The following is a 13281-nucleotide window of genomic DNA, read 5'->3' as shown; positions in this document are numbered from 1 at the left end:
CCGCCCGTCGCGGCCGTCGTGGCCGAACCGTGACGCCCACGGCCTTCCCTGGAACGACGGGCCGGAGAACACTGTGGAGACGGGCGGCCCGGGCGGTTCCGTGGGCCGCGGGGAGGGGGTCGTGATGGCCGAGATGACCACGTGCCTGTGGTTCGCCACCCAAGCGGAGCAGGCCGCGGAGTTCTACTGCTCGGTGTTCCCCGACTCGAGGGTGGTCGCCGTGGACACCAGTCCGGTCGACACCCCGGGACCGAAGGCGGGGGACGTGCTCACCGTGGAGTTCGAGCTCGACGGGCGGCCCTTCATCGCCCTCAACGGAGGCTCGGACCCCGAGTACACCGACGCGGTCTCCCTGGAGATCCGGTGCGCCGACCAGGCGGAGATCGACCACTACTGGAACGGTCTGCTCGCGGGAGGGGGCCGTGAGGTGCAGTGCGGGTGGCTGATCGACCGCTACGGTGTGCGGTGGCAGGTCGCGCCGCAGTCCCTCTACGACTTGTGGCGCGGCGAGGACCGGGAGGCGGCGGCGCGCGCGTTCGCGGTGATGATGGACATGGTGAAGCTGGACGTGGCGGCCATCGACGCGGCGGCTGCGGACGCCGACGCCTGACTCGGACTCCCACCCGTCGCCCCTACGGAATCCGCTATTCGCATTCCGGATCCGCTACTCGAATTGGAGTAGCGGATCCGGAAAACGGGTAGCAGATCTGCGGGAACGCGGGAACGCGGGCAGGTCAGAGGCCGGGGCGCTTGCCGATCGTCAGCGTGACCTCGCCGGTGTGGGCGAAGAAGTCCTCGCCCTTGTCGTCCACCACGATGAAGGCGGGGAAGTCCTCGACGTCGATCTTCCACACCGCCTCCATGCCGAGCTCCTCGTACTCGAGGATCTCCACGTGCTTGATGCAGTCCTGCGCCAGACGCGCGGCCGGACCACCGATCGAGCCCAGGTAGAACCCGCCGTGGGTCGCGCACGCGTCGGTGACCTGCTTGGAGCGGTTGCCCTTGGCGAGCATCACCATGGATCCGCCCGCCGCCTGGAACTGCTCGACGTAGGAGTCCATCCGGCCGGCGGTGGTGGGCCCGAACGACCCCGACGGCATGCCCTCCGGCGTCTTGGCCGGTCCGGCGTAGTAGACGGGGTGGTCCTTGAGGTACTGCGGCATCTCCTCGCCGGCGTCGAGCCGCTCCTTGATCTTGGAGTGCGCGATATCGCGGGCCACGACCAGCGGACCGGTCAGGGACAGGCGGGTCTTGACCGGGTGCCTGCTCAGCTCGGCGAGGATCTCCGGCATCGGCTTGTTGAGGTCGATCCGCACCGCGGCGCCCTTGCCGGTGCCGGAGATGCCGTCGGTTGCGGCGTCGAGCTCCGCGTCCGTGGTGGTGGGCAGGAACCGGCCCGGGTCGAACTCGAGCTGCTCGAGGAACACGCCCTCCGGGGTGATCTTGGCCCTGGCCTGACGGTCCGCCGAGCAGGACACCGCGATCGCGACGGGCAGCGAGGCGCCGTGGCGGGGCAGGCGGACGACGCGGACGTCGTGGCAGAAGTACTTGCCGCCGAACTGCGCGCCGATCCCGATCTGCTGGGTGAGCTCGAAGACCTTCTCCTCGAGCCCGACGTCGCGGAAGCCACGCCCGGTCATCGCGCCCTCGCGGGGGAGCTCGTCCAGGTAGTGCGCCGAGGCTAGCTTGGCGGTCTTGACCGCGAACTCCGCCGAGGTGCCGCCCACGACGATCGCCAGGTGGTACGGCGGGCACGCGGCGGTGCCGATGGAGCGGATCTTCTCCTCGATGAACTGCATCATCCGGTCGGGGTTCAGGATCGCCTTGGTCTCCTGGTACAGGAACGACTTGTTGGCCGACCCGCCGCCCTTCGCCATGAAGAGGAACTTGTAGGCGTTCTCGTCGCCCGGGGTGGTGTTGGCGCCGATCTCGATCTGCGCGGGCAGGTTGGACCCGGTGTTCTTCTCGTCCCACATGGTGAGGGGGGCGTTCTGCGAGTAGCGCAGGTTGAGCCGGGTGAAGGCGTCGTACACGCCGCGGGCGACGGCCTGCTCGTCCGGACCGGGCGTGAGAACGTGCTGACCGCGCTCACCCTTGACGATGGCCGTACCGGTGTCCTGGCACATCGGGAGCACCCCACCCGCGGCGATGTTGGCGTTTTTGAGCAGGTCCAGGGCGACGAACTTGTCGTTGTCACTGGCCTCGGGGTCGTCGAGGATCTTGGCGACCTGGGCCAGGTGGTCACTACGGAGGTAGTGGGAGATGTCGTGCATCGCCGTCTCGGTGAGCAGACGGATCGCCTCGGGATCCACCCGGAGGAACGTCAGGCCGTCAGGACCCTCGACCGTGGAGACGCCCTCGGTGGTGAGGAGGCGGTACTCGGTGGTGTCCTCCCCGACGGGAAGAAGGTCCTCGTAGAGGAAGTCGGCCATCAGGGGCTCCTGGTTCTGGAGGTGGACAAACTTCCCCCAGGATAGTGGCCGGGGTCACGGGGTCAGAATCGGGTGTGGAGGAGGGGGACGAACCGGTACCCGCCGTGCTCGGTCACGTCGATGCCGTCATCGGTACGGCGTACGCGGTGCATCACCCCGGCCCAGGGCGCCACCATGACCCCGTTCGCGGTGAGCTGCTCGACGAGCTCCGAGGGGAGGTCGTCGGCCATCGCGGAGACGAGGATGCGGTCGAACGGGGCGAGGGAGGGAAGTCCCAGTGTCCCGGGCTCGGCGGGGTGGACTCGCACCCACGGTTGACGTATCGCCGCCCGGGAGCGTTCGACCAGCTCGGGGACGAGTTCGACGGCGGACACGGAGGAATCCGGCCCCCCGAGTTCGCCGAGGATCGCCGAGGTCCACCCGCTGCCCGAGCCCACGTCGAGCACCCGCATCCCGGGGAACGGCTCGAGGAGCGAGAGCATCGCCGCGACCGTCGACGGCTGGGAGTTGGTCTGCCCGAACCCGATCGGTAGCGGGGCGTCGAGTTCGTGATCGGCCACGACCTCCGGCGGGAGGAATCGGCGGCGATCCTGCGCGCGCATCGCCTCCGGGATGCTCGGGGTGCTCACCGCGAGACCTCCTCCCGCCGGGGCATGGCGGCGGGGCTGATCGCCCCGCCCGGGCTCTACGCCTCGCCGAGGACGCGCGTCTCGCCCTCGGGGTCGAGGTCGTCGATCTGGTCGTGGGGCTCCTCGGCGACGCCCTTGTCCTCGCGCTCCGCGGCGTCGACGTCGGGGCGCTCGGCTGACAGCTTCTCGTCGAGGGTGTCGTTCTCCTCGACGGGCTTCCACGACTCCGGCGCGTCGACGGTGAGGTCCTCACCGTCGGTCGAGATGGTGTCGGCGTCGAGACCCTCGCTGCCGTCGAGCGTGTTCTCGTCGTAGTCGCCGTCGGTGTCCTGGTCGTACTCGCGTTCGGTGCTCATACCGTCGATTGTGCGTCGTCCGCCGGCCCGTCGCATCCGGTCGCCCCGCACCCCGGGGGAGCCGGAGAGCCACCCGGTACTCGGGGACTGTGGAGCGGACAATGCTTTCCAAGTGAGGTAAGCCATACTTAAGACTTGCCCAGGAGCCGCGAGGGTGTTTAAGGTGAGCCTAACCTACCGAACTGACCTTGGAGTGACATGAAGCGATTCCCCAAGTTCGTCGCAGCGACGGCCGCCATCGCCCTGACCGGTGGCGCACTGACCGCCTGCGGGAGCTCGGATGCACAGTCCGCCGGGAACGAGGGGGAGGGGCCGACCCGCGTCGTGCTCACCAGCCACGCCGCGGCCGATACGCTGGATGAGCTCGATCTCGAGGATCGCGTGGTCGGCCTGGTCAAGACCGGGGTCTTCCCGGAGGCGCTGGACGCCTACGCGAGCGACGAGTACACGGACATCGGCAGCCTCAAGGAGCCGAAGATGGACGTGATCGCCGAACTGGGGCCCGACCTCATCCTGTTCGGCAACCGCACCCGCGCGATGGAGCCCGAGTTCGCCAAGATCTCCGACCAGGTAATCGCCGGCGACCCGGACACCGCCGAGACGATCGCCTCCAACCGCGCCAAGGTGGAGGAGATCGCCGCGCTGTTCGGGGCCGAGGACAAGGCCGCGGACGAGCTCGCCGAGATCGACGAGATGGTCACCGAGACCCGCGCCAAGGCCGAGGGCGCGGGCACGGCGCTGGTGCTCATGACCTCCGGTGGCAAGGTCACGGGGTACGGACCGGGTTCACGCTTCGACCTCATCTTCAACGAACTCGGCATGACGCCCGCCGGTGAGCTCGAGTCCGAGGGCAGCCACGGCGCGCCGCTGAGCTGGGAGCAGATCGCCGAGTTGAACCCCGACCACGTCTTCGTCATCGACCGCGACGCCGCGATCGGTGCCGAGGGCGAGGCGGCCACCGCCCTGCTCGACAACCCGCTGTTCAACCGGACCAACGCCGCGACCAACGACAACGTCCACTTCCTGGACGGCCAGAACTGGTACCTCGTCGGAGGCGGCATCGGCGTCCTCGAGTCGATGATCGACGAGATCGACTCCGCCGTCTCCTGACGGTGGGAGTCCACTTCTCATGACGACGACCCTGGTCGAGCGCCGACCGCAGCGCACCTCGCTGTGGCCGGCGCTCGGCGTCGTCGCGCTCGTGCTCTCGCTCGTCGCGAGCGTGTTCGTCGGCGCGGCCGACATCACCGTGTGGGACGCGCTCACCGGCGGGCTCACCGAGGCGTACCGCGTCTATCTCGTCGAGGCCCGTCTGCCCCGCACCGCCGCCGCCGCCCTCGCGGGGGCGTCGCTGGCGATCGCCGGTCTGCTCATGCAGTTGCTCACCCGCAACCGCTTCGTCGAACCGTCGACCGCGGGGACCGTCGAATCGGCGGGGCTGGGCCTGGTGGTGGTGGCGATCATCGCGCCGGGCGCCCCGATCGTGGCCAAGATGCTCGTGGCCATGGTGTTCGCGCTCGCCGGGACCGCCCTGTTCCTCGCCTGCATCCGTCGCGTCCCCGTGTCGGACTCGTTCGTGGTGCCCCTCATCGGCATCATGCTCGGCTCCGTGATCGGGGCGGTCGCGGCCTTCCTGGCCCTGTCGCGCGACCTTCTCCAGATGCTCAACTCGTGGATGCTCGCCGACTTCTCGGCGGTCCTGGCCGGGCGGTACGAGCTGCTGTGGCTGGTGGCGGTTCTCGGTGTCCTCGCCTACATCGCCGCTGACCGCTTCACCGTGGCGGGCCTGGGTGAGGACGTCTCGACCGGTCTCGGGCTCGACCACAAGACCGTCGTCGCCGCCGGGATGGCGATCGTGGCGGCGGTCGCCGCCGTAGTCGTGGTCACCGTCGGTGCCCTCCCGCTCCTCGGGCTCGTCGTTCCCAACGTCGTCTCACGACTGGTGGGTGACGACGCCCGACGGGGCCTGCCCCTCGTGGCACTGCTCGGGGCGGTCACCGTCCTGATCTGCGACATGGTGGGCCGGTCGCTGCCCGGGCTGTTCGCCGGCGGCGCCCCCGGTGCCGGCGAGGTCCCCGTCGGGACGATCGTCGGGATCCTCGGCGGCGCCGTGTTCCTGGCCATGATGCTGAGAGGGGTGCGCAATGCCTGAGACCGCCATCCTCGTCGCACCGCCGGAGAGCCTCACCCGGGGGCGGACGAGAGCGGAGGCCGACCGCCGTCGACGGTGGATCGTGACCCTCGTGTGTGCTGTCGCGGCCATCGCGGCGCTCGCCGCACTCGTCCTCTCCGGGTTGCCGGACACCGTCGGTTCGAGGGCGTGGTCCTACTCCCTCGACCGACTGTCGCGCCACGCGGTGGCGATCGTTCTGGTCTCGGTCGCGGTCGGGGTCTCGACGGTGATCTTCCAGACCGTCACCGGCAACCGGATCCTCACGCCGGCGCTGATGGGTTTCGACTCGCTGTACCTGCTTATCCAGACCATGCTCGTGTTCTTCATGATCCCGCGCGATGCCGCCGTCATCGGGGGCCTGACGAGCGGCGGTCTCTCCGGGTTCCTCGGTCAGACCGCGATCATGGTGGTCGCGTCGACCTCGCTGTACCTGTGGCTGCTCGGCGGTCGGAGGACGGACATCCACCTGCTGCTGCTGGTGGGTGTGGTGTTCGGCGTGTTCTTCCGCTCCGCCTCCTCGTTCTTCCAGCGCCTGCTGGACCCGGCTGCCTACCTGCAGATCCAGGACGCCATGTTCGCGAGTTTCCGGGGCGTCCAACTCGACGTGCTCGTGGCGTGCGGGGTCATCGTGGTGGGCGGGCTGGTGGCCGTGGCGATCCTCGGTCGTCGGCTCGACGTGATGCTGCTGGGGCGCGATCCCGCCGTCGCGCTCGGCGTCGACCACCGCCGGGTCACGATCGTGGTCCTGGTGGTGGTCTCCTTCCTGGTGTCCGCCTCCACGGCCCTGATCGGGCCGGTGATGTTCTTCGGGCTCATCGTCGCCAACGCGGCGTACGCCCTGCTCGGCACCACCCTGCACCGGTTCACCCTGCCGGTGGCCTCGCTGCTGGGCGTGATCGCCCTGGCTGGGGGCGAGATGGTCCTCGGCGCCCTCGGCGTCGAGTCCGCCCTGAGCATCGTCATCGAGTTCGCCGGCGGCCTGCTGTTCCTGTTCCTGCTCCTGACCAACCGCGCACGCTGAAAGAGAGGCACATCATGTCCCTTCTCCCGTTCCGACGCCGTGACGACCGATCCGGTGAGAACCGGTGGTCGGCCGGGTGCGGTATCGAGGCGCGGTCGGTGTGTTCGTCCTACGGCGACACCCGGGTCCTGCACGACGTGACCGCGTGCTTCGCGCACGGTGGCGTGACGTCTCTCATCGGACCCAACGGCGCAGGGAAGTCGACGCTGCTGGGTGTCATGAGCCGGCTCCAGGCGGCGGATTCCGGAACGGTGCTCGTCGACGGCGTCGACGTGTCGGTCAACGGTGGGCGTGAGCTGGCCCGCCGCCTCGCGGTGCTCCGCCAGGAGAACGCCGTCTCCATCCGGCTCACCGTGCGGGAGCTCGTCGGATTCGGCAGGTTTCCGCACAACGGTGGCCGGCCCGGACCGGACGACGCCGAGCACGTCGACTACGCCCTGGGGGCGATGGAACTCGAGGACCTCGCCGACCGGTATCTCGACGAGTTGTCCGGTGGCCAGCGCCAGCGGGCGCACATCGCGATGGTGCTGGCACAGGACACGGACTACGTCCTGCTGGACGAGCCTCTGAACAACCTCGACCTCCGGCACGCCACCTCGATCATGCGGTTGCTGCGTCGCACCGCCGCGGAGCGGGGCAAGACCATCGTGCTCGTCATCCACGACATCAACATCGCCGCCGCGTACTCGGACCGGATCATCGCCATGAAGGACGGGCGGATCGTCTCCGACGGCACCCCGGCCGAGATCATGCGCACCGATGTCCTCAAGGCGGTCTACGACATGGAGATGCAGGTCGCCGAGGTCGCCGGGCGGTACGTGGCCCTGTACTTCGACGGGGAAGACGAGTTGGAGGAGTATGGCGCGGCGTTGTCCACCGCCTGAGCCCACCGCCTGAGCCCACCGCCTGATCCCACGGCCTGATCCCACCGCCTTAGCCGCCGCGGCCCGATCCGGTCTCACGGTGCCGGGCGACCGGTGGGATGACGCCGCAGTCCGGTTAGAGTGTCGTACTCGCAAGGGGTGGGTAGTCCCACGCCTGACCGGAGAGGAGACCTCGCATGGCGCCGCTGTCGGTCGTCACCATAGTCCTCGCAGGTGGAGCCGGTTCCCGGCTCCGTGCGCTCACCCGGGACCGGGCCAAGCCGGCCGTCCCCTACGGGGCCGGATACCAGCTGGTGGACTTCTCCCTGAGCAATGCCGCCAACTCGGGCCTGAGGGATGTCTGGGTGGTGCAGCAGTTCCATCCGGTGTCCCTGGGGTCCCATCTGCGGAGCGGCCGCCCGTGGGATCTCGACCGACTCGACGGCGGTCTGCTGGTGCTGCACCCGTCGCAGGGCACGGGCCGGGACGGTTTCCACTCGGGGACCGCGGACGCACTGTGGAAGCAGATCGAGCCCCTGCGCGAGGCGGCCCCGGACGTCACGGTCGTGGTCAGTGCGGACGCGGTGTACCGCCTCGACTACGACGAACTGGTCCGCGATCACCTGGACTCGTTCGCCGAGCTCACCATGGTCACCACTCGCGTGGCCCCCGAGGACGCCTCCCGCTACGGCGTGGTCCGGGTGGGCGAGGACGGGGCCGTCACCGAGTACCGCTACAAGCCGGACGATCCGGACGGCGACCTGATCTGCGCGGAGATCTTCGTCTTCAACACGACCGCCCTCATCAGCTACCTCGAGCGGGCCCACGAGGACGTCGTCACCGCCGGCGGCGCCGGGGACCTGGGCGACATCGGGGACAACATCCTGCCCGCCATGGTCGGGGCGGGGCACGCCCGGGAGTGGCGGCACGAGGGGTACTGGCGGGACGTGGGGACCGTCGAGTCCTACTGGGCCGGCCACATGGACCTCCTCGGCGAGTCCCCGGTCCACGAGCTGGACGTCCCGGGGTGGTCCCTGCGGACCGCGTCGGCCTTCAGCGGTCCCGCCCGGACCGGGGAGGCGGCGCAGGTCGTCGGGTCGCTGCTCGGCCACGGCGCGGTGGTCCACGGGACGGTCGAGCATTCCGTCGTGGGGCCCGGGGCGGTCATCGAGGCGGGTGCGAGGGTCCGGGACAGTGTCATCCTGCCGGGTGCCGTGGTCCGGTCCGGTGCGCACGTGGAGACCGCGGTCGTCGATGCCGACGTGGAGGTCCCCGTCGACGCGAGGATCGGCGAGCGGCAGCCCGGCGCCACTGAGTCGACGGTGCGCGTCGCCCTGGTGGGGAGCGCCCCGGACGGACCACGTCCGGCCGGGTTCACGCTCGCCGCCGGCGAACTGGACCCACCCGACGACGACGACGAGGGCCGCAGCGTCTGATCCGGCAGCGCCGGCCCACCCGTCGGAACCGGTCGTCGGTCGGCCACCCGGGCCGGGATCCGGGTCTAGGCTCGCGCACATGCGATTCGGACTCTTCCTGCCCCAGGGTTGGCGCCTCGACCTGGTCGACGTGCCGCCCGCCCGTCACTGGCCGGTCATCTCCGACCTGGCCGCCCACGCGGACGCCGGGCCGTGGGAGTCGGTGTGGGTGTACGACCACATGCACACCGCGCCCCTCACCTCGACCGAGGCGACGCACGAGGCGTGGAGCCTGATGTCGGCGCTCGGTGCGACCACCTCCCGGGTCCGGCTGGGGCAGATGTGCACGTGCCTCGGATACCGCAACCCGGCATTGCTGGCGAAGATCGCCGCGACGGTCGACCACATCTCCGGCGGCCGGGTGGAGATGGGGATCGGCGCGGGCTGGTACGAGCACGAATGGCGAGCGTACGGCTACGGATTCCCTTCCGCGGGTGAGCGGCTGGCCATGCTCGACGAGGGTGTGCGCATCCTGTCCGAGGCGTGGTCCGACGGTGTGGTCTCACTCGACGGCGAGCACTACCGGGTCGACGGGGCGATCGTGCAGCCGACGCCTCTGCAGGAGAGCGGCATACCCCTGTGGATCGCGGGCGGGGGCGAGCGCAAGACCCTCCGCACCGCCGCGAGGTACGCGGATTACACCAATTTCGACGGCACCGCCGAGGGCTTCGACCATAAGTCGAAGGTGCTGTTCGGGCACTGTCGGGACATCGGTCGTGACCCGGCGGAGATCACCCGGACCGCGAACTACAACGTGGCGATCGGGGAGACCGAGAAGGACGTCGCGGATCGGCTGGCGTACCTGAAGGACCGGATGGCGACGCACGTCGGTGAGGACGAGGCAGAGCTCCAGCTCGGCGCGTACCGCGGGCTCCCGGCGGTGGGGACGCCGGAGCAGATCGTCGAGAAGCTGACCGAGCTCGAGGCGCTGGGAATGGAGTACGGCATTTTCTACTTCCCCGAGATCGCCACCGACACCTCCGGATTCGAGTTGTTCGAGCGCGAGGTCATCCCGGCCCTGTCCTGAAACCGCCGGGGTGTGTCACCGCACCGCGACGTCCGGAACTACGAGAGCAGGGGTCAGTGACGAGGAACGTCGAGTACGAGGAGCGTCCGGCCGAGGCGGTCCTCGACCACATCACGCCGGGGATGCACGTCATCGTGCCCATCCAGAACGCCGCTCCGCCCGCCCTGCTGCGGGCGCTGGACGCCGGGGGCGCCGGACTGGACGACGTGACGGTCCACCACATGGACCCCTGGGAGTCGCTGCCGTTCATGGAGGGTGCCTACCCGGGCAGGCTCCGGCATGTCGACTACTTCCTGGGCCGCGGGTCGCGGGAGAACTTCCACCGGGGCCACTGCGACCTCATCCCCGTCGATTTCGCGCAGGTGCCGGCCACGCTGCGCGAGTTCTCTCCGCCCGGTCTGGCGATCGCCACGGTCTCGGAGATCGACGAGCACGGTTTCTTCTCGATGGGCACGAACGCCGACTACGTGGCCTCGTTCATCGGCCAGGTGCCGTTCTTCGTCGAGGTCAACTCCCACATGCCCCGCACCTTCGGGCGCAACCACATCCACATCTCCCAGGTGGTGGGCGTGACCCGTAACGACACCCCGATGATCACCATGGAGGCGCCGCCACCGGGGGAGACGGACAACGCGATAGCGGACGTCATCGCCGAGCGTGTCCCCGACGGGGCCTGTCTCCAACTCGGGGTCGGCAGGTTGCCGAACGCATTCCTGTCCCGGCTGACGGATCACCGTCATCTGGGGATCCACACCGAGGCGTTGTCCGACGGGGTGATGGACCTCGTCGAGGCCGGGGTGATCGACGGGTCGCGCAAGACGGGGCGGCCGTTCAAGCACGTCACCACCTTCGCCCTCGGGTCGCAGCGACTCATGGACTGGCTCCACAACAACCCGTCTGTGGCGATGCTCCCCGTGGATATCGTCAACGACCCGAGGGTGATCGGCCAGGAGCACAATCTCTACTCGATCAACGCGACCAGCGAGGTGGACCTGTTCGGGCAGGCGGCCTCGGAGACCATCGGCGGCCGGTACTGGTCGGGGGCCGGGGGACAGGCGGACTTCGCCCGGGGCTGCACGTTCTCCCCGGGAGGCCACGGGTTCATCGTCACCCCGTCGCAGACCTCCGGGGGCGTCAGCAGGATCTCCCTGTCGCTCACGCCCGGCAGTCCGGTCACCACCCACAAGAACATCATCGAGAACGTCGTCACCGAATTCGGTATCGCGGAGCTGAGGGGCAAGTCGGTCGCCGGGCGGGCCGCGGCGCTGATCGCTGTGGCGCACCCGGATCACCGGGAGCGGCTCAGCCGGGAGGCGCGGGGGGCGGGACTGCTCCCGCGGGCTCACCACTAGTCGCCCCCGGGCGCCGGGCCGGTGCCGCGGGTGCCGGGCGGTTGCCGCCGCAGGCGCGACCGGTGGCACCCGTCTGGGGGCGGGGTTACGTTCCAGACGCAACCCGACCCCTGAAAGGGAGGCAGCTGTGGACCCCATCATCTGGATCATCATCGGGGTGATCGCGCTGATCATCGTGATCGCGCTCATCGCGATGGCCGTCAAGAGCAGCAACCGGAAGAAGCTCACCGAGGCCGCGGAACTGCGGCGCAGCGCACGAGAACGCGAGCAGCAGCTCGAGCAGCAGGACGCGGTCGTCCGCGAGCAGGAGCACAGGGCGGGCGTAGCCGAGCAGGAGGCCCGTGCGAAGGCCGCCGAGGCCGACAAGCTCCGGGTGGAGGCCGAGCGGCAGCGCGGCACCGTCGACGAGCAGAAGCATGATGTCCGGCGGATGGAACAGACCGCCGAGAAGCTCGATCCCAAGGGCCGTGCTGATGACCTCGACCGCGGTCGCGACCACGGCGACCGGGGTCTCACGCACGATCGCGACCACGGTGGCGACCGGGGTCTCACGCACGATCGCGACCATGGCGGCGACCTGAGCCATGATCGCGACCGCGGTCACGATCACGACCGCGGTGCGTTGCGCGGCGACCGGGTCCCCGACGAGGGGCGTGGCCGTGGCACCGACCACGGAGGGATGGCCACCGGGACAGGTATGGGCTCGTCCGCCACTTCCGGGTCCGGTATCGACTCCGGTGACCGGGGCCGCCACGGAGCGGGCGCCGGGGCCGCCGGAGCACCCGGCGCCGGAGTGGGTGACGCCGGCGGGCGTCACGCCCGGACCGACGATGTCCCCGGTGGTTCTGATCCGCAGGCGAGGTCGGGGGACCGGACCGGGACGCCCGGCGACACCGTCGATCCGGACCGTCATCCTGACGACAAGCCGGGCATCGTGGACAAGATGCTGGGCCGGACCCGCGGGGATGAACCCCGCCACTGACCGGAGGAGGCCTCGCGCCTCGGAGCGGCCGCATCGATGAGGGGCCCGTGGGAGGAAGTTCTCCCTCGGGCCCTTCGTGTTGACCCCGTCGGCGGTGCGTCAGGCCGAGACGGCCGCGGATCGACTGTTGAGCCCGCGAGCGCCGAACAACGGGCCGTACAGGATTCCGGCGATCAGGGCGCCGACGATCGGTGCCACCCAGAACAGCCACAGCTGGCCCGGTGCGCCGCCCCCGTTGAAGAACGCCACGGCCGTCGACCGTGCCGGGTTCACCGATGTGTTGGTGATCGGGATGGAGATGAGGTGGATCAGCGTCAGTGTGAGGCCGATGGCCGCGGGCGCGAAGCCGGCGGGGGCCCGGTGATCGGTGGCGCCGAGGATGACCCATACGAAGAGGGCCGTGAGGACGATCTCGATGAGTAGCGCCGAGAGCAGGCCGTAGCCGTCGGGCGAGTTGGCGCCGTAGCCGTTGGCGGCCATGCTGCCGGTGGCGTCGAAACCGTCTTTTCCGCTTGCCACGACGAGGATCAGCGCGCCCGCGACCAGACCCCCGACGACCTGACTGACGATGTAAACGGGAGCTTTGGACCAGGGGAGGCGTCCGGCGACCGCGGCGCCGATGGTCACCGCGGGGTTGAAGTGACCGCCCGAGATGTGCCCGAACGCGTAGGCGCCGGTGAGGACCGTGAGCCCGAACGCGATCGCAACCCCGAGGTATCCCACGCCGACGGGGACGTCGCCGGTATCGGCGGTGGCGATCTGGACGGCCGCGAACACGGCGGTGCCGCAACCGCCGAGGACGAGCCAGAAGGTGCCGATCAGCTCGGCGGCGATGACCGCGGTGGTGGCCGGGGCGGTAGACGGGGTTGCCGGGGACGAATCAGACATGAGGTGACCTCCGGTCCTGGCCTCCGTGCGAACGGAGGAGCGGGAACTCCGGGCGTGGGTCCCTGCGCACTACGCTAGCGCGC

13 protein-coding genes are annotated in these 13281 nt (G+C 69.7%); 9 read left to right on the top strand and 4 right to left on the bottom strand.

Annotated features, from left to right (window positions below):
- Positions 1–124: 124 nt before the first annotated feature.
- The gene (locus NR111_RS02245) at positions 125–610 is read left to right on the top strand and encodes a VOC family protein (protein ID WP_256819744.1); all 486 of its coding nucleotides are present in this window, start codon (positions 125–127) and stop codon (positions 608–610) included.
- Between the two features lie 124 nt (positions 611–734).
- Here the strand turns inward: NR111_RS02245 and NR111_RS02240 are convergent, their stop codons facing one another.
- The 3 genes from NR111_RS02240 to NR111_RS02230 form a co-directional block, all read right to left on the bottom strand.
- Positions 735–2432, bottom strand: coding sequence for a fumarate hydratase (locus tag NR111_RS02240; RefSeq protein WP_256819742.1), 1698 nt, complete (start codon positions 2430–2432; stop codon positions 735–737).
- Between the two features lie 62 nt (positions 2433–2494).
- Entirely contained in the window at positions 2495–3061 is a 567-nt protein-coding gene (locus NR111_RS02235; RefSeq protein WP_256819740.1) for a protein-L-isoaspartate O-methyltransferase, read from the bottom strand.
- 56 nt (positions 3062–3117) lie between these two features.
- Positions 3118–3417: a hypothetical protein gene (locus NR111_RS02230; RefSeq protein ID WP_096905216.1), complete on the bottom strand. Its 300-nt coding sequence runs from the start codon at positions 3415–3417 to the stop codon at positions 3118–3120.
- 198 nt (positions 3418–3615) lie between these two features.
- On the opposite strand from NR111_RS02230, the gene NR111_RS02225 reads away from it, so the two are divergent.
- From NR111_RS02225 to NR111_RS02190, 8 genes are all read left to right on the top strand, one after another.
- Positions 3616–4527 (top strand): siderophore ABC transporter substrate-binding protein, encoded by a 912-nt coding sequence (locus NR111_RS02225; RefSeq protein WP_206472457.1) that lies wholly within the window; start codon positions 3616–3618, stop codon positions 4525–4527.
- Between the two features lie 19 nt (positions 4528–4546).
- The gene (locus NR111_RS02220; protein WP_256819737.1) at positions 4547–5569 is read left to right on the top strand and encodes an iron chelate uptake ABC transporter family permease subunit; all 1023 of its coding nucleotides are present in this window, start codon (positions 4547–4549) and stop codon (positions 5567–5569) included.
- A complete protein-coding gene (locus NR111_RS02215) occupies positions 5562–6611 on the top strand; it encodes an iron chelate uptake ABC transporter family permease subunit (protein ID WP_119191763.1) in 1050 nt (349 codons plus the stop codon). Before NR111_RS02220 ends, NR111_RS02215 begins: the two co-directional genes overlap by 8 nt.
- Before the next feature lie 14 nt (positions 6612–6625).
- The gene (locus NR111_RS02210; protein WP_256819732.1) at positions 6626–7495 is read left to right on the top strand and encodes an ABC transporter ATP-binding protein; all 870 of its coding nucleotides are present in this window, start codon (positions 6626–6628) and stop codon (positions 7493–7495) included.
- Positions 7496–7671: 176 nt separating this feature from the next.
- Positions 7672–8910: a glucose-1-phosphate adenylyltransferase family protein gene (locus tag NR111_RS02205; protein WP_256819731.1), complete on the top strand. Its 1239-nt coding sequence runs from the start codon at positions 7672–7674 to the stop codon at positions 8908–8910.
- Between the two features lie 79 nt (positions 8911–8989).
- Positions 8990–9976 (top strand): LLM class F420-dependent oxidoreductase, encoded by a 987-nt coding sequence (locus NR111_RS02200; RefSeq protein WP_256819730.1) that lies wholly within the window; start codon positions 8990–8992, stop codon positions 9974–9976.
- Positions 9977–10098: 122 nt separating this feature from the next.
- Positions 10099–11328 (top strand): acetyl-CoA hydrolase/transferase family protein, encoded by a 1230-nt coding sequence (locus NR111_RS02195; protein WP_256819831.1) that lies wholly within the window; start codon positions 10099–10101, stop codon positions 11326–11328.
- A gap of 127 nt (positions 11329–11455) precedes the next feature.
- On the top strand, positions 11456–12310 hold the full coding sequence (locus NR111_RS02190; RefSeq protein WP_256819728.1) for a hypothetical protein: 855 nt from the start codon (positions 11456–11458) through the stop codon (positions 12308–12310).
- Positions 12311–12409: 99 nt separating this feature from the next.
- Here the strand turns inward: NR111_RS02190 and aqpZ are convergent, their stop codons facing one another.
- Positions 12410–13198 (bottom strand): aquaporin Z, encoded by a 789-nt coding sequence (aqpZ, locus tag NR111_RS02185; protein ID WP_256819727.1) that lies wholly within the window; start codon positions 13196–13198, stop codon positions 12410–12412.
- Between the last annotated feature and the right edge of the window lie 83 nt (positions 13199–13281).

The organism is Dietzia sp. Die43 (assembly GCF_024519835.1).
Classification (GTDB): Bacteria; Actinomycetota; Actinomycetes; order Mycobacteriales; family Mycobacteriaceae; genus Dietzia; species Dietzia kunjamensis.
This window is presented reverse-complemented; position numbering and strand designations above follow the sequence as displayed.